Origin of the sequence: Streptomyces sp. RG80 (assembly GCF_040446465.1) — a bacterium.
Taxonomy (GTDB): domain Bacteria; phylum Actinomycetota; class Actinomycetes; order Streptomycetales; family Streptomycetaceae; genus Streptomyces.
The window spans coordinates 404,367-425,159 of record NZ_JBEAAJ010000004.1 but is presented as its reverse complement, the minus strand read 5'-3'; the positions used below and the strand labels follow the sequence as shown (position 1 = coordinate 425,159).

Annotated in this window: 23 protein-coding genes and 1 pseudogene; 15 read left to right on the top strand and 9 right to left on the bottom strand. The window is 71.5% G+C overall.

All coding sequences use genetic code 11. The annotated features are described in order from the left end of the window. Positions 1-188: 188 nt before the first annotated feature. From ABKA17_RS16065 to ABKA17_RS16055, 3 genes are all read left to right on the top strand, one after another. The gene (locus ABKA17_RS16065; RefSeq protein ID WP_353692719.1) at positions 189-1,730 is read left to right on the top strand and encodes a sigma-70 family RNA polymerase sigma factor; all 1,542 of its coding nucleotides are present in this window, start codon (positions 189-191) and stop codon (positions 1,728-1,730) included. Positions 1,731-1,902: 172 nt separating this feature from the next. After that, positions 1,903-4,296, top strand: coding sequence for a non-reducing end alpha-L-arabinofuranosidase family hydrolase (locus tag ABKA17_RS16060; RefSeq protein ID WP_353692718.1), 2,394 nt, complete (start codon positions 1,903-1,905; stop codon positions 4,294-4,296). A 42-nt stretch (positions 4,297-4,338) separates the two neighbouring features. Beyond that, positions 4,339-6,990 (top strand): RICIN domain-containing protein, encoded by a 2,652-nt coding sequence (locus ABKA17_RS16055; RefSeq protein WP_353692717.1) that lies wholly within the window; start codon positions 4,339-4,341, stop codon positions 6,988-6,990. A 102-nt stretch (positions 6,991-7,092) separates the two neighbouring features. Here the strand turns inward: ABKA17_RS16055 and ABKA17_RS16050 are convergent, their stop codons facing one another. The 5 genes from ABKA17_RS16050 to ABKA17_RS16030 all read right to left on the bottom strand — a co-directional run bounded on the left by ABKA17_RS16050 (position 7,093) and on the right by ABKA17_RS16030 (position 9,869). After that, positions 7,093-7,773 carry a hypothetical protein gene (locus ABKA17_RS16050; RefSeq protein ID WP_353692716.1) on the bottom strand — a complete coding sequence of 227 codons (681 nt, stop codon included), beginning with the start codon at positions 7,771-7,773 and terminating at the stop codon, positions 7,093-7,095. After that, positions 7,770-8,138 (bottom strand): STAS domain-containing protein, encoded by a 369-nt coding sequence (locus tag ABKA17_RS16045; protein WP_353692715.1) that lies wholly within the window; start codon positions 8,136-8,138, stop codon positions 7,770-7,772. Before ABKA17_RS16045 ends, ABKA17_RS16050 begins: the two co-directional genes overlap by 4 nt. A gap of 230 nt (positions 8,139-8,368) precedes the next feature. Beyond that, positions 8,369-8,602, bottom strand: a complete 234-nt coding sequence (locus ABKA17_RS16040) for a hypothetical protein (protein WP_353692714.1) — start codon at positions 8,600-8,602, stop codon at positions 8,369-8,371. Positions 8,603-8,619: 17 nt separating this feature from the next. Beyond that, positions 8,620-9,225 carry a DUF5994 family protein gene (locus ABKA17_RS16035; protein WP_353692713.1) on the bottom strand — a complete coding sequence of 202 codons (606 nt, stop codon included), beginning with the start codon at positions 9,223-9,225 and terminating at the stop codon, positions 8,620-8,622. Between the two features lie 161 nt (positions 9,226-9,386). After that, positions 9,387-9,869, bottom strand: coding sequence for a DUF5994 family protein (locus ABKA17_RS16030; protein ID WP_353692712.1), 483 nt, complete (start codon positions 9,867-9,869; stop codon positions 9,387-9,389). Between the two features lie 151 nt (positions 9,870-10,020). Here ABKA17_RS16030 and ABKA17_RS16025 point away from each other — a divergent pair, with 151 nt between their 5' ends. The 5 genes from ABKA17_RS16025 (at position 10,021) to ABKA17_RS16005 (ending at position 12,997) form a co-directional block, all read left to right on the top strand. Next, a complete protein-coding gene (locus ABKA17_RS16025) occupies positions 10,021-10,272 on the top strand; it encodes a hypothetical protein (protein ID WP_353692711.1) in 252 nt (83 codons plus the stop codon). Between the two features lie 155 nt (positions 10,273-10,427). Next, a complete protein-coding gene (locus ABKA17_RS16020; RefSeq protein ID WP_353692710.1) occupies positions 10,428-10,985 on the top strand; it encodes a DUF5994 family protein in 558 nt (185 codons plus the stop codon). Continuing rightward, on the top strand, positions 10,982-11,122 hold the full coding sequence (locus ABKA17_RS16015; RefSeq protein ID WP_353692709.1) for a hypothetical protein: 141 nt from the start codon (positions 10,982-10,984) through the stop codon (positions 11,120-11,122). Before ABKA17_RS16020 ends, ABKA17_RS16015 begins: the two co-directional genes overlap by 4 nt. A 385-nt stretch (positions 11,123-11,507) precedes the next feature. Beyond that, the gene (locus ABKA17_RS16010; protein WP_353692708.1) at positions 11,508-12,233 is read left to right on the top strand and encodes an ANTAR domain-containing protein; all 726 of its coding nucleotides are present in this window, start codon (positions 11,508-11,510) and stop codon (positions 12,231-12,233) included. Then, the gene (locus tag ABKA17_RS16005) at positions 12,230-12,997 is read left to right on the top strand and encodes an ANTAR domain-containing protein (RefSeq protein WP_353692707.1); all 768 of its coding nucleotides are present in this window, start codon (positions 12,230-12,232) and stop codon (positions 12,995-12,997) included. The genes ABKA17_RS16010 and ABKA17_RS16005 overlap by 4 nt, the downstream gene beginning before the upstream one ends. A gap of 97 nt (positions 12,998-13,094) precedes the next feature. Here the strand turns inward: ABKA17_RS16005 and ABKA17_RS16000 are convergent, their stop codons facing one another. Both ABKA17_RS16000 and ABKA17_RS15995 read right to left on the bottom strand, forming a co-directional pair. After that, the gene (locus ABKA17_RS16000) at positions 13,095-13,511 is read right to left on the bottom strand and encodes a DUF5994 family protein (protein WP_353692706.1); all 417 of its coding nucleotides are present in this window, start codon (positions 13,509-13,511) and stop codon (positions 13,095-13,097) included. Between the two features lie 44 nt (positions 13,512-13,555). Beyond that, complete coding sequence (locus ABKA17_RS15995) at positions 13,556-14,557, bottom strand: acyl-CoA desaturase (RefSeq protein ID WP_353692705.1); 1,002 nt, start codon at positions 14,555-14,557, stop codon at positions 13,556-13,558. A 321-nt stretch (positions 14,558-14,878) separates the two neighbouring features. On the opposite strand from ABKA17_RS15995, the gene ABKA17_RS15990 reads away from it, so the two are divergent. From ABKA17_RS15990 to ABKA17_RS15960, 7 genes are all read left to right on the top strand, one after another. Beyond that, positions 14,879-15,223: a hypothetical protein gene (locus ABKA17_RS15990; RefSeq protein ID WP_353692704.1), complete on the top strand. Its 345-nt coding sequence runs from the start codon at positions 14,879-14,881 to the stop codon at positions 15,221-15,223. Positions 15,224-15,805: 582 nt separating this feature from the next. Then, the gene (locus ABKA17_RS15985) at positions 15,806-16,285 is read left to right on the top strand and encodes a DUF5994 family protein (protein ID WP_353692703.1); all 480 of its coding nucleotides are present in this window, start codon (positions 15,806-15,808) and stop codon (positions 16,283-16,285) included. Between the two features lie 176 nt (positions 16,286-16,461). Continuing rightward, positions 16,462-16,878: an ATP-binding protein gene (locus tag ABKA17_RS15980; protein WP_353692702.1), complete on the top strand. Its 417-nt coding sequence runs from the start codon at positions 16,462-16,464 to the stop codon at positions 16,876-16,878. A gap of 151 nt (positions 16,879-17,029) precedes the next feature. Continuing rightward, positions 17,030-17,500, top strand: a complete 471-nt coding sequence (locus ABKA17_RS15975; protein ID WP_353692701.1) for a DUF5994 family protein — start codon at positions 17,030-17,032, stop codon at positions 17,498-17,500. 200 nt (positions 17,501-17,700) lie between these two features. Next, a complete protein-coding gene (locus ABKA17_RS15970) occupies positions 17,701-17,904 on the top strand; it encodes a cold-shock protein (RefSeq protein WP_353692700.1) in 204 nt (67 codons plus the stop codon). Positions 17,905-18,204: 300 nt separating this feature from the next. After that, positions 18,205-18,405, top strand: a complete 201-nt coding sequence (locus ABKA17_RS15965; RefSeq protein WP_353693006.1) for a hypothetical protein — start codon at positions 18,205-18,207, stop codon at positions 18,403-18,405. Positions 18,406-18,605: 200 nt separating this feature from the next. Further along, positions 18,606-19,034, top strand: coding sequence for an STAS domain-containing protein (locus tag ABKA17_RS15960; protein ID WP_353692699.1), 429 nt, complete (start codon positions 18,606-18,608; stop codon positions 19,032-19,034). Between the two features lie 284 nt (positions 19,035-19,318). On the opposite strand, the pseudogene ABKA17_RS15955 reads toward ABKA17_RS15960, so the two are convergent. Both ABKA17_RS15955 and ABKA17_RS15950 read right to left on the bottom strand, forming a co-directional pair. After that, positions 19,319-19,549 (bottom strand): annotated as a pseudogene (locus ABKA17_RS15955) (type 1 glutamine amidotransferase domain-containing protein); the annotation flags it as partial. Between the two features lie 100 nt (positions 19,550-19,649). Continuing rightward, positions 19,650-20,645: a helix-turn-helix domain-containing protein gene (locus tag ABKA17_RS15950; protein ID WP_353692698.1), complete on the bottom strand. Its 996-nt coding sequence runs from the start codon at positions 20,643-20,645 to the stop codon at positions 19,650-19,652. Positions 20,646-20,793: the final 148 nt, after the last annotated feature.

The following is a 20,793-nucleotide window of genomic DNA, read 5'->3' as shown; positions in this document are numbered from 1 at the left end:
CGGTCGACGGCGATGCCTGCTACCGGCTCGTTTCCGTGCGCAGCGGCAAGGTGCTGGGCATGGCGGGCAACTCGATCGTCGGTCTTGAACGGGCCGGCCCGTCGACTCCAGGCGCAGGCTTTGTCCGCATATTTTGCCGCCGTTGGGGTGACGTTGCACTCGGCGGTCGCTCCTCAGAGGGAAGTGGAATGGCGTTCATGGATGGGGACCACGCGGGGCTGGTCGTCGCGGCGCAGGCCGGTGACGATCGGGCGCGCGAGGAGCTGATCGCCGCGCACCTGCCACTGCTCTACAACATCGTCGGGCGAGCACTGAGCGGTCATGCCGACGTCGATGACGTGGTCCAGGAAACCCTGTTGCGCGTGGTGCGCGACCTGCCTGCTCTGCGTGCCCCGGAGAGCTTCCGGTCCTGGCTGGTGTCGATCACGCTCCGCCAGATCAATACCCACTGGCACCGGCAACGCGCCTTCGCCGACCGGACCACGGTCATCGACGAGGCGCGCCAGATACCGGATCTCCGCGCCGAATCCGAGGACGGGACGATCCTGCGTCTGCATGTGTCGGACGAGCGCCGTCAGGCTGTCGAAGCCGCCCGGTGGCTCGACCCGGATCATCGGGTGCTGCTGTCGCTGTGGTGGCAGGAATGCGCCGGCTCGCTGAGCCGTGCCGACATCGCCGCCGCGACGGGGCTCACGGTCGCCCACGTCGGAGTCCGCCTGCAGCGCATGCGCGAGCAGCTGGAGGTGAGCCGGACGATCGTCGCCGCGCTGGAGGCCGACCCGCGCTGTCCGCGGTTGGACGAGACCGTCGTCGGCTGGGACGGACTGCGTAGATCGGTGTGGCGCAAGCGGATCGCGCGGCACACCCGCGACTGCCCGCTCTGCACGGCGACGACGGCGGAACGGGTTCCGGCCGAACGGCTGCTCCTCGGCCTCACGCCCCTGGCCGTCCCTGCCGCACTCGTCTCCGCGCTGGCCGTCAAGGGCCTGCTGTCGGGTACCGCCACGGGCACCGCCGGGCTGGCCACGGCCTCTGTCGCCGTCGGCACGGCGACGGAGGCAGCCGGTGTGCACGGCTCGCTGATCGGCAAGCTCTACGCGGCGACCGCGCATCCGCTGGCGGGCCTCACCACCGGCGCAGTGCTCATCGCCGGGGGCGCCACCTACGTGGCCTGGCCCGAACCGGCGCCTCGGGCGCCCGGCGTCACCGCCGCTCCCACGGCCGGCCACCCCACGCCGACCCCGTCGCGCACCCTCACCTCGGCCGGGCCGAGTCCGTCCGCCACCGCCGACACTGTTGCGCTGGGCGCGCGTTCGCTGGAGTCCGTGGATCAGCCCGACCGGTACCTCACGTATGCCGGCGACTTCGCGACGCTCGGCCCGGTCTCCTCGTCCAGCGGCGCGCAGGCACGGCAGCGGGTCACCTTCACGGTTGTCCGGGGGCTGGCCGACGCACGGTGCGTCACCTTCCGTGGCGCCGACGGCCGCTATCTGCGCCATCGTGACCTGCGGCTACGGCTGAGCACCGACGACGGCAGCGAACTGTTCCGCGAAGACGCCACCTTCTGCGCGCGCCCCGGAGCGGTCGCCGGGTCGGTGACCCTGCACGCGCACAACTATCCCGGATCGGTCATCCGCCACCGCGACGGTGGCATCCATCTCGACGGCTCCGACGGCACGAAGGCCTTCGCCGGTCAGGCCTCCTTCATCGTGCGCAGGGCCTGGGCCTGAGTGCCGCACCGCTCATAACGCTTTTCGCCCGAGAGATGCCTCACTGAGCGATCGGCCGGACGGCACGACTTTTCTGTTACGAGGCCGGGCGTACGGCGGCCTCCCCCTTTGACGTATCCCCGAAGAAAGCCCCTCTGATGACGCGACACACGTACGAAGCTCGAGGTGAATCATGAAGGGCCTGCACCGGCTCGGCCGGCGGCGCCGGACATGGGCGACAGGACTCTCGGCCGCGGCGGTGGTCGCCGGTGTCGTGACGGTCCTCCCGAACTCCGCCGGAGCCGCATCGCTGGGTACGGAGGCGGCCCCCTCGGGCCGGTACTTCGGCACCGCTGTGGCCGCCGGCAGGCTCGGCGACTCGGCGTACACCGCGATCGCCGACCGGGAGTTCAACATGATCACCCCGGAGAACGAGATGAAGTGGGACGCCGTCGAGCCGTCCCGCGGGAAGTTCACCTTCGGCCCCGCCGACCGGATCGTCGACCGCGCGAGGGCGAACGGCCAGCGCGTGCGCGGCCACACCACGGTCTGGCACTCGCAGCTGCCGTCCTGGGTCGCCTCGATCGGCGACGCGAACACGCTGCGCAGCGTGATGAACGGCCACATCACCACCACGATGACCCACTTCAAGGGCAGGGTCTACGCCTGGGACGTGGTCAACGAGGCGTTCGCCGACGGCGCCGGCGGTCAGCTCCGCAGCTCGGTGTTCCAGAAGGTGCTGGGCAACGGCTTCATCGAGGAAGCGTTCCGCACCGCCCGTGCGGCCGACTCCTCGGCCAAGCTCTGCTACAACGACTACAACATCGAGAACTGGTCGGACGCCAAGACCCAGGGCGTCTACAGAATGGTCAAGGACTTCAGGTCCCGCGGCGTTCCGATCGACTGCGTCGGGTTCCAGAGCCACTTCGGCACCGGCGGCCCGCCGGCCGGCTTCCAGACCACCTTGTCCAACTTCGCCGCCCTGGGCGTCGACGTCCAGATCACCGAGCTGGACATCGCCCAGGCATCGCCCACCCACTACGCCAACGCGGTCAAGGCCTGTCTGTCCGTGGCCCGGTGCACCGGCATCACGGTGTGGGGCGTGCGGGACAGCGACTCCTGGCGCACCGGCGAGAACCCGCTGCTGTTCGACGACAACGGCAAGCCCAAGGCCGCCTACACCGCCGTCGCGGACGCCTTCAAGGCCGCCGCCCCCGCTGCCACCACCGGCGGGACGACCGGCGGGACCGGTACCGGGGAGATCAAGGGCCGTGCCTCCGGTCGTTGCATCGACATCGACAACTCCACCACCGCCAACGGCACCCAGGCGCAGCTGTGGGACTGCAACGGACAGCCCAACCAGCGCTGGACCCACACCTCCGGCAAGCAGCTGAAGATCTACGGCGACAAGTGCCTGGACGCCAAGAACAAGGGCACCGCCAACGGCACCGCGGTGGTGATCTGGGACTGCAACGGCGGCGCCAACCAGCAGTGGAACATCAACACCGACGGCACGATCACCGGCGTCCAGTCCGGGCTGTGCCTCGACGCCGTCGGCGCGGCCAAGACCAACGGCACCAAGATCCAGCTGTACTCCTGCGCGTCCGTCGACAACCAGAAGTGGACCGCCCCGTCCGGGTCGGGCGGGTCGTCCGGGTCGGGCGGCACCACGTGCGCGCTTCCGTCGACGTACAAGTGGAGTTCGACGGGCCCGTTGGCGCAGCCGGCGAACGGGGCGGTCGCGCTGAAGGACTTCACCACCGTGACGTACAACGGCAAGCACCTGGTCTACGCGACCACCTCCACCGGATCGCAGTGGGGCGCGATGACCTTCCGTCCGTTCACGAACTGGTCGGACATGGCGACGGCCACCCAGACCAGGATCAGCGGGTCCGCGGTGGCGCCCAAGCTGTTCTACTTCGCGCCCAAGAACATCTGGGTGCTGGTCTCGAACGGGTGGGGCACCGCCTGGCCCTTCAGCTACCGCACGTCCAGCGACCCCACCGACCCGGGCGGCTGGTCCGCGCCGAAGGAGCTGTTCACCGGCAGCCTCCCCGCCGGCTCGGAAGGCACCCCGATCGACCCGACCGTGATCGCCGACGGCCAGAACATGTACCTGTTCTTCGCCGATGACAACGGCAGGATCTACAAGTCGGCCATGCCGCTCGGGAACTTCCCGGGCAGCTTCGGCTCCTCGTACACCACGGTCATGAGCGACACGAAGGCGAGGCTGTTCGAGGCGCCGGAGGTCTACACGGTCCAGGGCCGGAACCAGTACCTCATGATCGTCGAGGCGATGGGCGCGGGCGGGCGCTACTTCCGCTCGTTCACGGCCTCCAGCCTGAACGGTCCGTGGGCCGAGCAGGCCGGCAGCGAGTCCAGCCCCTTCGCGGGCAAGGCCAACAGCGGCGCCACCTGGACCAACGACATCAGCCACGGCGACCTGGTCCGCAACAACCCCGACCAGACCATGACCATCGACCCCTGCAACCTGCAGTTCCTCTACCAGGGCAGGAACCCCGCCTCGGACGGCACCGACTACGTGAAGCTGCCGTACCGGCCGGGTGTCCTGACCCTGAAGCGCTGATCTGCCCGATCCACGGTGACACGCAAGGAGAACCTCACCCCCATGAACAACCCCACGAACGGCGGGCGCCGCGGGCGTCATCGCCGTCGCTGGACCGCCACGGGTCTGCTGGTCGGCGCACCCGCCATCGTCGTGCCGTACTTCCTGTTCGCACAGCAGGACTCGCAGGCCGCGACGGTCGACGCCGACGCCTACTACCGGCTGGTCTCCGTGCGCAGCGGCAAGGTGCTGGACGTCAGCTCCTTCTCGACCGCCGACGGCACCCGTATCCAGCAGTACACCGACCAGAGCACCGCCAACCAGCAGTGGAAGCTGAAGGCCACCGGCGACGGCTACTACGAGCTGGTGAACCGCAACAGCGGCAAGGTGCTGGGTATAGCGGGCAATTCGACCGCCGCGAAGGCCCCCGCCGAGCAGCAGACCGACAGCTCCTCCACCTCCCAGGAGTGGCGGATCGACGAGGTGAGCGGTGCCGAGGCCGTCACGTTCACCTCCCGCGGGAGCGGCCTGGTCCTGGACGTCTCCGGCGGCTCCACGGCCGCGGGCGCGGCAGTCCAGCAGTATCCCGGCCACGGCGGCACCAACCAGCAGTGGAAGCTGGTGAAGACGGCCGAGGCCCCGGCGACCGGGACCGGCGCGGCGCAGACCCCGGCCGCGTCCGGACCGTACCGGTGGAAGAACGCCCAGGTGGTGGGCGGCGGTTACGTCACCGGGCTGGTGTTCAACCAGAGGGAAAAGGGCCTGCTGTACGCCCGTACCGACATGGGCGGCGCCTACCGCTGGGATCCCGCGGCCGAACAGTGGATCCCGCTGACCGACTGGGTCAGCGAGAAGGACTGGAACCTGCTGGGTATCGACTCGCTGGCCACCGACCCCGTCGACCCCAACCGGCTCTACCTCGGAGCGGGCACCTACACCAACGACTGGGCGGGCAACGGCGCGATCCTGCGCTCCACCGACAAGGGCCGCACCTTCAAGCGCACCGACCTGCCCTTCAAGCTGGGCGCCAACGAGGACGGCCGCGGGGCGGGCGAGCGGCTGGTGGTCGACCCCGCGAACAACGCCAACCTTCTCCTCGGCACCCGCAAGAACGGCCTGTGGCGCAGCAGCGACCACGGCGTCACATGGAGGCAGGTCTCCTCGTTCCCCGTCAAGAACGGGGCGAGCAGCGGCGGCGGCATCTCCTTCGTGACGTACGGCAAGGCCGGCAGCAAGACCGTCTACGTCGGTGTCGGCGACAGGTCCACCTCCCTGTACCGCTCCACCGACGGCGGCGGCAGCTGGCAGGCCGTCTCCGGGCAGCCCACCGGCCAGATGCCGCAGCACGGCGTGCTCTCCGGTGACGGCGCGCTGTACCTGACGTACACCGACAACCTCGGGCCCAACGGCGTGACCGGGGGTTCGGTGTGGAAGTACACGCCGGGCAGCGGGGCGTGGCGGAACGTCTCCCCGTCCCAGGGCGGTTACGGCTTCTCCGGTCTGGCCGTCGACCCGCGCAAGCCGTCCACGGTGATGGTCACCACCCTGGGCCGCTGGTGGCCCGAGGACGAGATCTACCGCAGCACCGACGGCGGCGGGACCTGGAGGGCACTGGCCGACAAGTCGGTGCGCAACGCCTCCGCCGCTCCTTACGTCGGCACGCACACCGGGCACTGGATGACCGCCCTGGCCATCGATCCCTTCAACTCCGGGCACGTGCTGTACGGCACCGGCAACGGCATCCTGCGCAGCAAGGACGCCAATGCCTCCGACAGCGGCGGCACCAGCCACTGGACCATGGGCGCCCGAGGGCTGGAGGAGACCGCGATTCTGGACGCGATCGCCCCGCCCGGCGGCGCCACCGTCATCACCTCCATGGGCGACCAGGGCGGCTTCCGGCACGACGACCTGACCAAGGTGCCCTCCGGGCGGCTGAAGAACCCGTTGATGGCCAACAGCACCGACATCGACTTCGCCCAGTCCAAGCCCTCGATGATGGTCCGCGTCGGCCGTGGCGGCGAGCAGGACGGCGCCTGGTCCACCGACGGCGGCCGCAACTGGACCGGCTTCAAGGCGGAGCCGGTGGCCGGTGCCCGGGACGGCCGTATCGCGCTCTCGGCGGACGGCTCCACCATCGTCTGGACCGAGGCCGGTGAGGCCCCGTACCGCTCGACCGACAACGGGGCGAGCTGGTCGAGGGTCAACGGCCTGGGCACCGACGCCGTGGTCGTCGCCGACCGCTCGTCGGCCAAGACCTTCTACTCCCTGTCCGGCGGCACGCTGTACGCCGGCACCGACGGCGGCGCGAGCTTCACCGCCCGGGCCGGCAACCTGCCCTCCGGCAGGCTCACGGCCGTCCCCGGCATCGCCGGAGACCTGTGGATCGCCGGCGGTGACAAGGGTCTGCTGCACTCCACCGACGGCGGCCGCACCTTCACCACGCTCAGCTCGGTGAAGTCCGCCTCCGCCCTCGGCTTCGGCAAAGCCAAGCCGGGCACCTCCTACCAGGCCCTGTACCTGATCGGCACCGTCAAGGACGTCACCGGCGTCTTCCGCTCCACCGACAAGGGCGCCACCTGGCTCCGCGTCAACGACGGCGCCCACCAGTGGGGCAACATCAGCGGCAGCGGCGTCATCACCGGCGACCCCGACACCTACGGCCGCGTCTACATCGGCACCAACGGACGCGGCCTCCAGTACGGCGACCCGTCCTGACACCGACGCCTTGGCGGGGCCGCAGCCACAACGGCCTGCGGCCCCGCCGAGCCAGCGGGAAATCGCTGCGTCCTGCAGACGATCCGCCCGGATCGGTGGTTCTCAGTGGGGCCGTTGGGTGCGGCTTTCGTGCGCGAGGCCGTCCGGGCGGGCGGCGGTGCGCGGGCCGGTGGGGAGGATGAGAGCTCGCAGCGAGACTGGGTCCGACGGGCGCAGGGCCGTGGGGTCCGGTGGGCGGCGGACCGAGCCGATGTCCTGCCAGCCCCACGACAGGAAGGCGTCGCAGGTCGGGGCGTCGGTCTCGGCGATCAGCGTCGCCCCGAGCGAGGCGTGGTGGTCGGCGAGCAGCCGCTCCTGGAGCCTGCGGGCGAGTCCCTGGTCGTCTGCGTGGGGGTGCACGACGATCTCGGCGATGGCGAAGACGTGTCCGGACGCGGTGAGTTGTTCGACACTCTGCGGGAGAGTCCCGTCGAATCCGCTCCACCATGTCCCCTGGCGCGGCACGGGGAAACCGTAGGCGCACCCGGCGAAGTTCATGTCCTCCGCGAGCAGCAGAGAGAATCCGAGCCGGCGGACGGCGGCTGCGAACCGCCGGAGAAACGCCTCCCGGCCCTGGTACTCCTGGCCCGGTTGGGCACTGGAGGACTCCACGTACAGGTCGGCCAGGTCCTCCCGCACGGTCTCGGCCTGCCAGCGGTTCAGTCGGCGCAGACGTAACGCGTGGGCGGGAGTCCGGGGGTCCGCCTCGCCCCGGGGCTGCTCCGGCGACAGCGGGGCCGTCACGACGCACCGCCCGCGGCGGCGACCCGATGGGGCAGCGACCGGGCGGCGTGGGGCCCGTGGAGCAGGAAACCGGTGCCGCTGACCTCGGTCATGCGGGCCATGGCCGGCGGCGGATAGTGCAGTCGGAGGGCCGCACCGGCTTCGCCGGCGAGCCGGGACGCCGCGAGGAAGGCGTCGAGTCCGTCGGCGTCGCAGCGGGTGACCGCCGTGAGGTCGACGTCGACGGCGCGGATGCCGTCGCGCACGCAGGTGGCCAGGGTGGCTCGCACGAGCGGGGCGGTGGCCAGGTCGATCTCTCCCGCGAGGGTGATCAGGGTGTGGCTGGTGCGGTCGTGCCGGTAGACGTTCAGCGGGGGAAGGGGCATGGCTCCTCCGTTCGGAGTCCTGTCGTAGAGCGCCGCGTGGCAGGGCGGGGCCCGGCCCTCATGGCGTCGTGCCGGTAAGGGGTGTGCGCGGTCGTGGGTGAACGGCCGGTCCGGCGGCCCGAGTTCGCGGACGCGGTGGCCGGGGTCCCGGGCTGCGTGCTGCGTCCGTCGATCCGGCCCGTGCGCTCAGTTCGGTGACGGGGCGGAGGAGTCCGGCGGCATGTCGGATCTCACTCCGCCGCCTTACGGGTACGGCGTCTGGAGCGGAGCCGTCGGCGGACGCCCGCGACGCTCGTCCCCGCCCGGCCGCGGCCCTTCCGCGCGGCCGGCGGGGCCGGTCCCGGGGCAGGCATCCCGGAGCGGCCGTAGTGGAAGGCCGAAACACCGTCGCTGTGCCGCGAGTTGAGCAGATGGACGAGGAGCATCCCGAGGACGATCATCGCCACGATCACAGACACGGTCACGAACATGTCCATCGTCCTCACCACCCCGTCGGCCGAGGCGGCAGCCCTGCGGTCACGGACGGAATCCGTGGACGTACGACCGGATCGCCGGCCTCGTGTCCTCCTTCGGAGTCCCAGACCGCTTCCCCGGCCTGATCGGTCTCGTACACCGTCCGCAGGCTCGCGGCCTCCTCCATCAGGCGGCTCGCGGTCGATGAGCGCAGCGGGTTGCTCGCGGCGGCCATCAGCCAGGCGGCCGAGACGGGAGTGGTCCGCGGCGGGACCACGAGGAGGTTCCAGCGGCCCACGTGGTAGGAGAGCAGCAGCAGTTCGTGCGGGTCCTGCTCGGCCTGGAACCAGCCGACCTTCACCACGTGCCCGGCGACGGGCACCTTGCGCGGGACGGCCGTCCAGTGGGTGGGGTTCACCGTGACGCGGGTGATCCGCCCCCACAACGGGTCCAGTACCGCGGTCAAGGAGGGGAGTTCCGCCCCGAGATCGCGGCAGCGGGGCCACCAGGCGCCGTCCAGCAGCGCCGGTGCGGAACCGGTGGGAGCCAGCGACAGACGGAGAGGGGCCGAGGAAGACGGGGAGAGCCGGTCATCGGCTTCGAGTGTCGGCGGGGAGGAGACGGTCGCAGTCATGACGCGGACCCTGCCCCGGGCCGGCTGCGACCGGCCCGGCATATTCGATCGCCGAAAACGACACGGGCATGGTGGCCGGTGCGCGAAATATCCTCGGTGAGTTCAGCCTACTCCCCGGGCCGGCCGAACGGACCGGGCCGTGCAGGGCACCGGCTGACCACTCACCCCGGCGCGCTTCGTCCCGTGCCGGTCTCGATGAGGATCTGTTCGGCCTGCGTCACTCCGTCGGCCCGGACGGCCTCGGTCATGGCGGCACGCGCGGCGTCGGGGGTGGCGTGCGGCGGGACCACGAGGAGGGAGAAGAGGTCCCGCTCGCCCCGGGTGACGAGGACGGTGTCGTCGCCGACCGGAGAGGAGTCGATGTGGACGACGCGGTCGTCGATGGTCATGCGCGTCGGCAGCCGTTCCCAGGCGTCGGCGTCCAGACCGACGCGGGTGATGGGCCCGAGGTACTCGGTCAATGCGGAGATCAGAGCCGGAAGCTCGGCGGCGATGTCGCGGGAACGTGGCCACCACGCCCCGTCCAGCGCTCCACGCCGGTCGTGTGTCGTCGCCATCCGCAGGACAGCCGTCCCGGGCCGCGCGGCGCGGTGGACGGCATCCGGCAGAAGCCTGGTCACACGCGGGGCGTGGGAGTCTGACATCGCTCTCGCCTGCCTGCCTGCCCGGAACGACGGAAACCGTGCGGCTTCCTCGTTTCACGGTACTCCCCGACCGCGGCACCCGTGGGGCACGCCGGAGTGGAGTGAAAGATCCAGCCCGTCCCCTACCGGGACGTCGAACTCCGAGGTCGCCATGCCACCGACGGAAACACCCTCGGACGGGCACGCCGAAGTCCGTATCGTCGCCTCATCGCCCGAGGTCGCCCGCCGGGTCGCGGAGGTTCTCCGCCACTGCTTCGCCGCCGGCGAGCAGCGCAGTTACCCCGCCGCCGACGACGGCGGAACCCGCCTGCAGCTCACCGTGGACACCAACCGAGCGGCAGAACCCGCACGGTGGTGGCTGGAGACCAGCCGGTCCACGGAGGAAGCGGGTCGGCGGACGTGAGGCGGCCGCCCTCGAACGGTCCGCCCGGCCCTTTCGAGGAGTAGCGTGAACGTATCGGGAGCACTTCGCGCACCGGCCCGACGCCGGTGTCGTTCCCGGTGAGCGACAACGCCGGGTCGCTGCCTCCCGCAGGGGTCCGGAGACAGGTTTGCGCGATGTCCGCGACCGCCTCCCCCGACACCCCCACGCCGCTACGCTCCGTTCCCTTCAGGTCCCCGACCACGCGCCTCGCGTTGAAGTCCGAGAGCCTTTCCTCCGGGCCCACCCACCTGGACGGCGCCTGGTGGCCTCGTTCACGTGATCTGGCGAGCGAACTCGCTGCCCTGGCCGGTGTGCTGGATCCGCTGTGGGGGCGGATCACCCGTATCGCGGTCAACCCCCGCCACTGGCCGATCCTCCCGCCCAGAATCTACGTCAACGGCCATGTGGTGAAGGTCGGTTGGTTCACCACGGAGCTGGATCCGCACGCGATCCTGCTGATGTCCTCCACCTCGGGCGCCTGGAACCTCCTCGTCGTCCCCCCGGAGACCGGCGCCCCCTCGGCCGGCACGCTGATGGCCGCCGCGAGCGCGGACACCGGCCCCCCGATCACCGCGACCGCGCTCATGACGGCGGAACGAGCCCGCCGAGCACACCCGGAGACCGACCAGGACGGCAACGGCGGCGCCCGCCCGTCACACCTCCCGGATCACCCGCTCGCCGCGGGGGCGTGACCGACGTGGTCACCGCCCTGATCGTCAGCGCCCTGCTGATCCTGGTCGCTGCCACGACCCGCCTGGTCCACCGGTTCGACGTGCGGCGGAACGAGGGTGCGATGGGGAGTTCGCGACTCCGCGGGTCAAGCGAGTGAACCGCGCTGACGTCCGGGCCGTGCCCGCCACCACAGCCGGGACCGGAGCGCCTCCGCAGTCCGATACGGACCGTCGTGCGTGCGGTACGGCAGTACGCTGACAGTACGGCAGCCCGTGACCCCGGCCCTCTCCGTGAAGTCCCGTTCCGCGCAACAGAGGCCCTGCGCAAGGCGAAAACCGCCCTGTGCCGGAGGAGATGGGGCCGCATGTGCCCGTATCCGGCTGTTTCCGATCGTCGACCTGCGGGCGGCGACGCCTGGCGGACCGTACCCGCGAACGGTACGGCGACGGCCCGGGACACGTGATGTACTGCGGTGTCCGGGCGGCGCCCCGCTCCTCGGAGCCCCGCCCACGACGGAACGGAACGCGGTGATCAGCGAGGGCATGGCTGAGGTCCTGCGGTCGCTCCGCCTGAGCGGGGTGAACGGTGCCGCGCGGGCGTCCGTGTGGGCCTTGGGCGCCGAGGGCGTCGCGCTGACATTGCTCGCGGGCGTGGACCGGCTGCCCGAACCCCTGTGGTGCCATCCGGAGCTCAGCGCACGGTTCGAGGAACTGCAGTTCACGCTGGGCGAGGGCCCCGGTCCCGACGCGCTGCGCACCGGCGCCCCCGTACAGGCACCGGACCTGGCCCGGGTCCGCACCGACCGGTGGCCGGCGCTGCTGCCGGCCGCGCGGGAGCTGGGCGTACTCGGGGTGTGCTGCTTCCCGCTGGGCATCGGGGCGATCCGCGTCGGCGTCCTGACCGTGCTGTGCGACCCGGACCGGCCGCCGGGCGAGCAGCAGTACGCCGACGCCACCGCCCTGGCCGCCGCGCTGACCGTGGCCTGTCTGGACGGGGGGCAGGACCCGCGACGGGGCGAGGAGCCTGCCGGGCCCGGCATGGACGTACCGCAGGCTTCGTCCTTGCACCGCGCGGCCGTGCACCAGGCCACCGGCATGGTCAGTGTCCAGCTGAACGTGTCCATGGAGGTCGCCCTCCTGCGCCTGCGGGCCCACGCCTACGCCGACGAGCGAGCCCTCGGCGACGTGGCGCGGGACGTGGTGGCCCGAAGGCTCCGATTCGACGACGATGAAAACGGGCCGATTTCGCCCGACGGTGGAAAGGGATGATCGGCATGGCCCGCGAACAACGTCTGGCCCAGATCTTCGTGGAGGTCGCGGACTCCCTCGTCGAGGACTTCGACGTGATCGACCTGTTGCACCGGCTGTCCGCGCGGTGCGTCGAACTGCTCGACGTGTCGGCGGCCGGGATCCTGCTCGCGGACGCGCACGGTGAGCTGCAGATCATCGCCGCCTCCGACGAGCACACCCGCCTGCTGGAGCTCTTCGCGCTCCAGCACGACCAGGGCCCGTGCGTCGAGTGCTACCGCAGCGGCGCCCAGCGCACCAACATCGACCTGACCCGCCCGGAGACGACCGTGGGCTGGCCGAACTTCACCGCACGGGCCCGCGAGACGGGGTACGTGGCCACCCACGCCATCCCGCTGCGTCTGCGCAGCCGCGTCGTCGGCGCGCTCAACCTCTTCCAGACCACACCGCACCGCCTCGGCGACGACGACATCGCCCTCGCCCAGGCCCTGGCCGACGTGGCCACCATCACGATCCTGCAGCAGCGCACGCTGGAGCAGTCGCACGTCGAGAACAGCCAGCTGGAGGCCGCGCTCACCAGCCGCATCCTGATCGAGCAGGTCAAGGGTGTCCTGGCGGAGCGCTGGAACACCTCCGTCGACAGGGCCTTCGAGGTGTTCCGGTCCTACGCCCGGGCCCGCCGTCTGCGCCTGTCGGACCTCGCCGACCGGATCATCTCGGGCGGCTTCGACACCTCGGCCATCCCCGCTCCGCCGCCGGAGCCGCCCGAGGACGACCGCGGCTGACCGGCTCGCCCGCGCCGGTGGTCGCGGGAACGCGGCCGGCCGTAACCGGTCGGCCCGGGCTTCGCGGTCCGGTGGACGGCGTCCGGCAAGGGCCCCGTCACCCGCGGGACACGGCTCCTCCGGGATCCCCGGCCGCGGCCGCCATCAGGGGTTCCGCGGCCTCCTCGGCCGTGTCCGGGGGCACCACCAGCAGATCCCAGCGGCCCCGGCCGGGAGCGAGCAGGACGACGCTGTGCGGGGCGGACGCGGTGAGGGACCTGCGCAACCGTACGACCTGGTTGAAGACGAGCATCCGGCCGGGCACGGCGGACCACACCGCCCCGTGCACCGTGACACTGGTGATGTGACCCCAGGCGCGCGGCAACCCGGCCAGCAGCTGCGGGAGTTCGGCGAGGAGGTCGTACGAGCGCGGCCACCACGCTCCGTCGATGGGGCGGGGTATGTCGCCGCGTGGTGCCAGGCGCAGGCGCAGGAGGGGGAGGGAGGGAAGCGGGGGTTGCACTGCGGTGGTCATGAGAGGGCTCCTGCCAACTGCCTTACGGGGGCGGATGATCGCGGTCAGGCGCGGCGGGCGGCGACGCGGGCCGGGCTGGGCCAGCGCACGTCGTGCACCCAGCCGAGCCGTTCGAGGAGGCGGATGACGGCGGCCGACGGATCGAGCTGACCGCGGTCGACGCCGTGCCGGGCGCTGGTGGGGTCGGCGTGGTGGAGGTTGTGCCAGCTCTCGCCGAAGGAGAGCAGGGCCAGCGGCCACAGGTTGGTTGCCCGGTCGTGGCGCCGGGTACGGAAGGGGCGCTCACCGATCATGTGGCACAGGGAGTTGACGCTCCAGGTGACGTGGTGGAGCAGGGCGATGCGGACAAGTCCCGCCCACAGCAGGGCTGTCACGCCGTACAGCCAGGTGCCGCCGATGACCCAGCCCGCCGCGAACGGCAGGGCGAGGGTCAGGACGCAGAGCGCCGGGAAGGCGCGGGAGACGGCGCGGATGTCGCGGTCGGCCAGCAGGTCGGGGGCGTAACGCGCGGCAGGCGTACGGTCGTTGCGGAACAGCCAGCCGACGTGCGCGTGCAGCAGCCCGCGCAACTGGCCGCGCAGGTGCGTGCCGTAGCGGTACGGGGAGTGCGGGTCGCCGGGCCGGTCGGTGAAGGCGTGGTGGCGGCGGTGGGTGGCGACCCAGCCGATGACGTCGCCCTGGAAACTCATCGAACCGGCCACCGCGAGCGCGATCCGCACTGGGCGGACCGCACGGTAGCCGCCGTGGGTGAGCCCGCGATGGAAGCCGACCGTGACGCCCAGGCCCGTGAACGTGTAGAGAGCGAGCGCGAGGACGATGTCGGCGGGGTGGATGAGCCGGCCCCACAGCAGCCAGCCGAGCAGGCCCAGAGCCACGAACGGCAGGACGACGATCACCGCCGTCACCGCCACGTACAGCCGCTCCCCGCCCTCGCGCGCGGGCGCCGGGCCGTCCGGCGGGAAGGGGGAGGTGCCGTCGTAGCCCTGGGGCGGCGACGCGGTCACCGGCGGGGGTGTCGTGGTGGGTACGGTGGGGCTGGGTGACATGGGTGGGGCTCCTTGACCTGAGCGGAGGCCGCTGAGACGGAGGTGCGGCCGGGGTCACGGGCTGCCCCTGATAGCTGGGTGGTGTGCTGGAGACGACCTGTCGGATCGGCACGACCCACCCTCGTTCTCCCCACCGTACTCCCCCGTGGGCCGGGGCCGCGTTGACACGGATCATCGCCGGACGTTGACTGACAGGACGGCGCAGGGCCGTGCAGGGCAGGGCCGACCGGGTCTCCGGCGGCCCGGAGCAGGCCGCCGAGAAGACCGAGGGCGTCTTCGGGCGGCGACCCCCATCCACCAGGGGAACGGGTGCATACGACGATGTACGACCAGACACGCGCCCAGCAACCGGCCGACCGGTCCCCGGGTCTCGCCGGGCGTCGCACCCCGGGGCCGGAACCGCTGCTCCCGGCCGAGGACCGGGACAGGATCGTCCGGCGCCTCGGGCACGCCGTGAACACCTTCGCGGACGCTCCGGACGAGGCCCTGGAGGAGGCCGAGGGCGCCTTCGACGAAGCCACCGAGGCCCTGGTGAACGCCCTCGCGGAACGGCGGCGCGTCCTGCGCGCAGGCTGGCAGGACCAGGACCCCGAGGCGCAGTCCGCCGAACTCCGGCTCGCCCTGCGGGAGTACCGGGAGATCACCGGGCGGCTGCTGCGCGCGTGAACCGGGCGGCCGCCGCGCGCACGGACGGCCACAGGTCCGTCGGCGCGAGCTGCTTCCGACGGCCGCCGCCGGTCGTCCGATCATCGGCGGCGGCCGTCTAGGACTCCCTGCGCGGCCGAATCCCCCTTCACGGGCGCGCCATCGGGAGCCGTGTGCCCCGCGTCGGACCGCGCGACGGCATGCGGGAGATCACCACGCCGGTCTCGCGACGGGGGGAAGCAGTACGGGGCGAACACTGATGCCGACCACAACGGGCACAAGAGCCGACTGCTCCGAAGAGACTGGGAATCGATCCTTGCCCGGGGGCTCGGGGCGCAGGCAACCCGCGGGCTGCCGAACGGCGTGCGTTCCGACGGGGCCTGTGCGCGGCGGAATGCCGCCAGCCTAGGCGGGCTCGCCCCGGGTGAGAACCCTTGAGGGCCATGGAGATTCCCTCGGACGACCGGGCTGTGGACGCACCGGGGCGGAGTAGCGTGGAGCGAACCGGGAGTTGCCCGTACGCCGGCTCCCCGTCGGCGTCGTTCTCGGCGGCACCACGACACCGGTCCGTTCGCACGACGGTCCGGGGACAGGGACCGCGACATGAACGCGCCCACCGGTCGACGCGCCTCGTCCGACCCGATTCGCCCCTCCGCTTTTCCGCCCGCCCGTCTCACCCTGCGCCCGCCGACCTTCCCGCCCGGCCCGGTGAGCGGCGCCTGGTGGCCCCGTTCCGACGACCTGGCGGCCGAACTGCCCGCTCTCATCGAGGCGTTCGACAGGTCGTGGGGGCGGGTGACCCGTATGGCCGCACACCGCAGCGCCTGGCCACAGGCACCGTGCGACCTGCCCGTCGCGGGCCATACGGTGCGGGCGGCATGGTTCACGTCCGGGTTCGACCCGCACGCCATCCGGCTCTTCGCCTACGGTGTCGGCCGCCGGGACCTGCTGGTCGTCCCGCCCGGGACCGGGACGGCCACGGCCATGCGGCTGATGACGGCCGCGGCCGATCCCGCGCTCCTCCTCACCGCGAGCGCGCTCCTTCAGGACGCGGGAGGAAACCGCCCAGCAGGGGACACGTGACCGCCACGGTGCCGCGGCATGCCGCGCCGGCGATGCCCGGCTCACCCGTCTCCGGTTGCCGATCACGGGCGCGGGGCATCAGGAGGGGACAGGCCCGGCCGGGCAGGACATGCCGCGGCCCGGTGAGTGGCCACGGCCATGGTGGTCGGGTGGCCCAGGAGGGGAAGTGATCCGCCATGCGTACGCATCGGCGTACCCATCGGCGTTCCGCACAGGTCGAGTACCTGCTGCCCGACGAGGCCGAATCGGCGGGCAGGGCACGGCAGTTGACCTCTCGGTTCCTTGCCCGGACCGACCGGGGGACGACCGGGCTCGACGCCGAGCACATCGGCGACGCGACCCTCATCGTCTCCGAGTTGGTCACCAACGCCACGCGGCACGGCGGCAGCTGCCGTCTGCGCCTGTACGTGTCCGACACCCAGGTCACCGTCGAGGTGTATGACGGCAGCCCCGGCCGGCCCGGGATACGGCCGCTGACGATGTGGGGTGAGAGCGGGCGGGGCCTGTCGATAGTGCGATGCCTGGCGCAGCGCTTCGACATCGACCGGGTCGACGGGGGCGGCAACAGGGTGCGCGCGGTGCTGGCCCTGTGACCGTCCCGGCCCCGCGGCCGGGTCCGCTCGTCCCCCTCCGGGCGTAGCCTGGGAGGTACCGAGGGCTTTTCGCGCAACGCGACCAGCGGTGCCGTTCCCGGCGAGTGGCGAAGCGGGCAGCCGCCCTCGGCGCCCGGGACGGGACCGCGCGATGCAACCCGACGAGACGTCGGCCGAAGGCCCACCCGCGGACGGCGGGCACACCTACCGTGTCCCCCTGCCCCGCCTGATGATCAACCCGGAAGTCAGCCACGGCCCGCTGGACGGAGCCTGGTGGCCGCGTTGCGACGCGCTGGAACTGGAACTGCCGTCGCTCGCCGCCACGTTGGAGCCGACCTGGGGCACCGCGGTGCGCGTCACCCTGGACGCCGCCCAGTGGCCCGGCGCACCGCACACGGTGATGGCACCCGGCCGGGTGATCACCGTGGAGGCGACCGGATCCGCCGGCGAGGGGCACCTCATCACCCTGGACTGCGACACCGTCGGACGCTGGGTGCTTCTGGTCGTCCCACCGCAGGAGCCCGCCGGCGCGGCGGCGCGGCTGATGGCCGCCGCAGCCGACCCCGAAGGGCTGGATCACGTTCCGGGTGAGAAGTGTCCGCCGACTCAAAGGAAAAATTAGGCACAGGTATCGGGAATATTCTCCTGTCCGTCGATGGAACGTATTTATTGCGGCAGCGGATCGAGTATTCCGTGCTACTGTCGAAGCAGGTTGCAGTTGTGGTTGCCAAAAGGTTCATTTTTTCCGACGGGCAGATCATCACGGCGACACGGAGGCCACACAGGGCGATCTCCGAGCACCGTTTCCGAAGGAGAAATGACATGGCTACCGGCACTGTGAAGTGGTTCAACGCCGAAAAGGGCTTCGGCTTCATCGCGCAGGACGGCGGCGGCGCCGACGTCTTCGCCCACTACTCGAGCATCGCCACCCAGGGCTTCCGCGAGCTGCAGGAAGGCCAGAAGGTGTCGTTCGACATCGCGCAGGGTCAGAAGGGCCCGACCGCCGAGAACATCGTTCCGGCCTGACCACTGCACCGACGCACACTTCACAGCTGGGGCCCGCACCTTGGGGTGCGGGCCCCAGCTCGTTGCGTTTTCAGGGGGGAATCGCCCCCACCCCCGTCGCCTTCGGCTTGTTCTCGCGATTCTCTGGGCCGTTCACCGCACTGCGGTAATTCCTTGATACGAGCCCTACGCGCCCGCATCGAGGAAAGCGCCCCGCGGCTGATTCGTAGCGATGAGAAAATCCGCCCCGTACCGCAGGAGGCAGCTGTGACACCGCTTCAGACATTTCGCAACCCGATCGAGCTACGGGTGTTCGACGACATGACCGTCGAGGTGGCCCTGTCCATCATGGCCGGTGCCGGTGTGGAGCACCTGCTCCTGTGCGACGGGGACGACGAGCGCACCGGCTCGGTCACCCGGGCCGAACTCGCCGTGCACCGCGACAGCTCCGCCTACACGGACCGCGTCCGGCTGCGGGACGTCCTCTGCGCACCGCGCCCGGTCGTCGCTCGTCACCGGTGATTCCGTGACCATGGCCGGCCTCGGCTTCACAGGACAGCGGCAGCTGCCATCTCCGGGAAAGACACCTCGGGCGGCACCCGCGCCGCCGTAGGCTCGACACGCGGCAGCCCTGGCCCCCGGCCCTCTCCGTGCAGTCCGTTCCGCGCAACAGAGGCTCTGCGCACTGTGAAGCTCCCGACCGGACAGAGGAGATGGGGCGCATGTGCGCTCATCCCGACCCGCCCGAGCCCTGCCGTACACCCGAACTGTTCGACGAATGCCGGATGGTGCGCGCCCGCGGCGAGCTGGACCTGACCACCATGGCACCCCTGACGAGCGCTCTGAAGGGTGCCCGCACCGGATGCGGGCGCGTCTTCCTCATCGTCGATCTGAGCGAGGTGACCTTCGCGGACGGCAGCATCCTGCGGCCGCTGTGCGAGGCGTGGGACGACTGCCGGGCCCGGCGGGGCTGGGTCCGCGTCGTCCACAGCAGCCGGGGCATCGACCTCGTCCTGCTCGGCGGCGGCGTACTCGGCCGCTTCCCCGCCTATGCCAGCGCCCAGGACGCCTGGCGGGGAAGGCCTACGGCAGTGCGTGGCGCGGCACACTCCCCCACACCGACGCGTACTGCCGACGGAGAGGCCCGATGACGTACGGCAGTCCGTGCCGGGCGCGGATCTCCCGTACCCGGGGCGCGATTCGGGTAACGGGCGATCGCACAACGCATGGGGCCTCACAGGTGTCGGTCAGCGGAGCACAAGCAGTCGGCTGGGAGCGAGATGTGACGCCCCGCGGGCCTCGGTCGACAGGTGGCGCCAGCCCCAGGCCGGCAGTGCCTCGACTGTGTCCGCGTTGTCACGGTCGACCAGCGGGACGCCGAGCGCGGCGAGGTGATCGCTCAGCAGTCGCTTCTGCTGATCGAGGCGATGGTGTCCGCGATCTTCTTCGCGCCCTTCTCACCGCCGTCGAACTGCGGCGCCAGGCTGCCCTGGTCCAGGGGCGGCACGACGCCACCCGGCGTGGCCACGACGATCTCGTGGCCGGCGGCCGTGAACGCCTCGTACGGGGCAACGAGCTCCTCGGCCCGGAAGCCGGTCGGATGCTTGCTGCCGTCCGCCAGCGTCCAGTGGTCGGCGCCGGTCAGCGCGAGTTCGATTCTCGTCACCCGCTCTTCCTCGCCCTGGAAGCGCAGTGCGCTGGTCGTCTGGGGCTGAGCCCGCCCGCCGCGATGGCGAACCCGATCCAGTGTTCCATGCGGACGTGGGTCAGGGGTGCGCCGGGAGCCAGTGTTGTTGGACGGCGCGTACGCCGGCCTCGAAGCGGCTGCGGGCGCCGAGGCGGTCCATGAGTTCGGAGGCGATGCGGCGGGCCGTGCGGTGGGAGACGCCGAGGCGTTTGGCGATGGCCTCGTCGGTGTGGCCCTCCGCGAGCAGGCGCAGGGCGGTGGACTGCTGGCCGGTGAGGCCGTGCGCGTCGGTGGGGACGAGTTGGCCGAGGGGCTGGGCGGAGTCCCAGGTGGTCTCGAAGAGGGCGCACAGTGCGGTGAGCGTGCCCTGTCCGGTCAGGAGCACCGCGCCGGCGGCGGTGTCGTCGCTGCTGACGGAGATCATGGCGGTCTGGCGGTCCATGAGGATCATGCGGGTGGGAAGCGACGGCACCGTGCGGACCTGACCGCCCAGCCGGGCCAGCCAGTCGGCGTGCTCGACGGTGGGCCGGTTGGCGCGCACGCTGTCCAGGTAGATCGTGCGCATCCGCACCCCGCGGCCGAGCAGATCCTCGTTGAGGGGCCGGGACGCGGCCATGTTCTCCGCGGTCTGCGGCCCGCCCGGCGCGAACGTCAGGAACTCCTCGCGCACCTCACGGGTGAGCACGGCCAGCCGGTCGCGGATCTGGTCGAGCCCCAGCAGTTGCTCCACGCCGGGGTGGCTGGCGGCCGGCCGCAGCTCGGCGTACTCCGAGATGAGCTGGGCCGCGGCCGCCCGTGAGGCCTCCAGGCGCTGCTGCTGCGCAGCCAACTGGGCCTGCTGCCGGGCCATCAGGATCTCCATGCCGATGTCCGGCGAGACCGCCCGCAGCCGCCCCGCGTCCCCGGCGGCGGGCCGCGCCAGCGCCAGCTCGCTCAGGGTGTCGAGGGCGTCGCGCACCTCCTCCTCGGACAGCCCGACAGCGCTGCCGAGGTCCGCGACACCGGCGGCCGGATGTCTGAGCATGGCGCGGTACACCGTCTCCGCGACAGCGTCGAGCCCGAGTGCGGTCAGCACGTGCGTCCCCCCGTTTCTGCACACAACGACCCCTCTTCAGCGCCGATCTTCGCAGAGCGGAGACGTTTCGTCACAGGGGCGGGCCGGAACGGGCCAGGGACACAACCGGCCACCCGCCACGCGGACTTGGCGGGCTCATCCGTTGAGA

Bases quoted from the DNA above. Each gene is read 5' to 3' on its own strand.
- ABKA17_RS16065 (WP_353692719.1), top strand. From the start codon at position 189: ATGGCGTTCATGGATGGGGACCACGCGGGGCTGGTCGTCGCGGCGCAG.
- ABKA17_RS16060 (WP_353692718.1), top strand. From the start codon at position 1,903: ATGAAGGGCCTGCACCGGCTCGGCCGGCGGCGCCGGACATGGGCGACA.
- ABKA17_RS16055 (WP_353692717.1), top strand. From the start codon at position 4,339: ATGAACAACCCCACGAACGGCGGGCGCCGCGGGCGTCATCGCCGTCGC.
- ABKA17_RS16045 (WP_353692715.1), bottom strand. From the start codon at position 8,138: ATGCCCCTTCCCCCGCTGAACGTCTACCGGCACGACCGCACCAGCCAC.
- ABKA17_RS16035 (WP_353692713.1), bottom strand. From the start codon at position 9,225: ATGACTGCGACCGTCTCCTCCCCGCCGACACTCGAAGCCGATGACCGG.
- ABKA17_RS16030 (WP_353692712.1), bottom strand. From the start codon at position 9,869: ATGTCAGACTCCCACGCCCCGCGTGTGACCAGGCTTCTGCCGGATGCC.
- ABKA17_RS16025 (WP_353692711.1), top strand. From the start codon at position 10,021: ATGCCACCGACGGAAACACCCTCGGACGGGCACGCCGAAGTCCGTATC.
- ABKA17_RS16020 (WP_353692710.1), top strand. From the start codon at position 10,428: ATGTCCGCGACCGCCTCCCCCGACACCCCCACGCCGCTACGCTCCGTT.
- ABKA17_RS16010 (WP_353692708.1), top strand. From the start codon at position 11,508: ATGGCTGAGGTCCTGCGGTCGCTCCGCCTGAGCGGGGTGAACGGTGCC.
- ABKA17_RS16005 (WP_353692707.1), top strand. From the start codon at position 12,230: ATGATCGGCATGGCCCGCGAACAACGTCTGGCCCAGATCTTCGTGGAG.
- ABKA17_RS16000 (WP_353692706.1), bottom strand. From the start codon at position 13,511: ATGACCACCGCAGTGCAACCCCCGCTTCCCTCCCTCCCCCTCCTGCGC.
- ABKA17_RS15995 (WP_353692705.1), bottom strand. From the start codon at position 14,557: ATGTCACCCAGCCCCACCGTACCCACCACGACACCCCCGCCGGTGACC.
- ABKA17_RS15990 (WP_353692704.1), top strand. From the start codon at position 14,879: ATGTACGACCAGACACGCGCCCAGCAACCGGCCGACCGGTCCCCGGGT.
- ABKA17_RS15985 (WP_353692703.1), top strand. From the start codon at position 15,806: ATGAACGCGCCCACCGGTCGACGCGCCTCGTCCGACCCGATTCGCCCC.
- ABKA17_RS15980 (WP_353692702.1), top strand. From the start codon at position 16,462: ATGCGTACGCATCGGCGTACCCATCGGCGTTCCGCACAGGTCGAGTAC.
- ABKA17_RS15975 (WP_353692701.1), top strand. From the start codon at position 17,030: ATGCAACCCGACGAGACGTCGGCCGAAGGCCCACCCGCGGACGGCGGG.
- ABKA17_RS15970 (WP_353692700.1), top strand. From the start codon at position 17,701: ATGGCTACCGGCACTGTGAAGTGGTTCAACGCCGAAAAGGGCTTCGGC.
- ABKA17_RS15965 (WP_353693006.1), top strand. From the start codon at position 18,205: ATGACCGTCGAGGTGGCCCTGTCCATCATGGCCGGTGCCGGTGTGGAG.
- ABKA17_RS15960 (WP_353692699.1), top strand. From the start codon at position 18,606: ATGTGCGCTCATCCCGACCCGCCCGAGCCCTGCCGTACACCCGAACTG.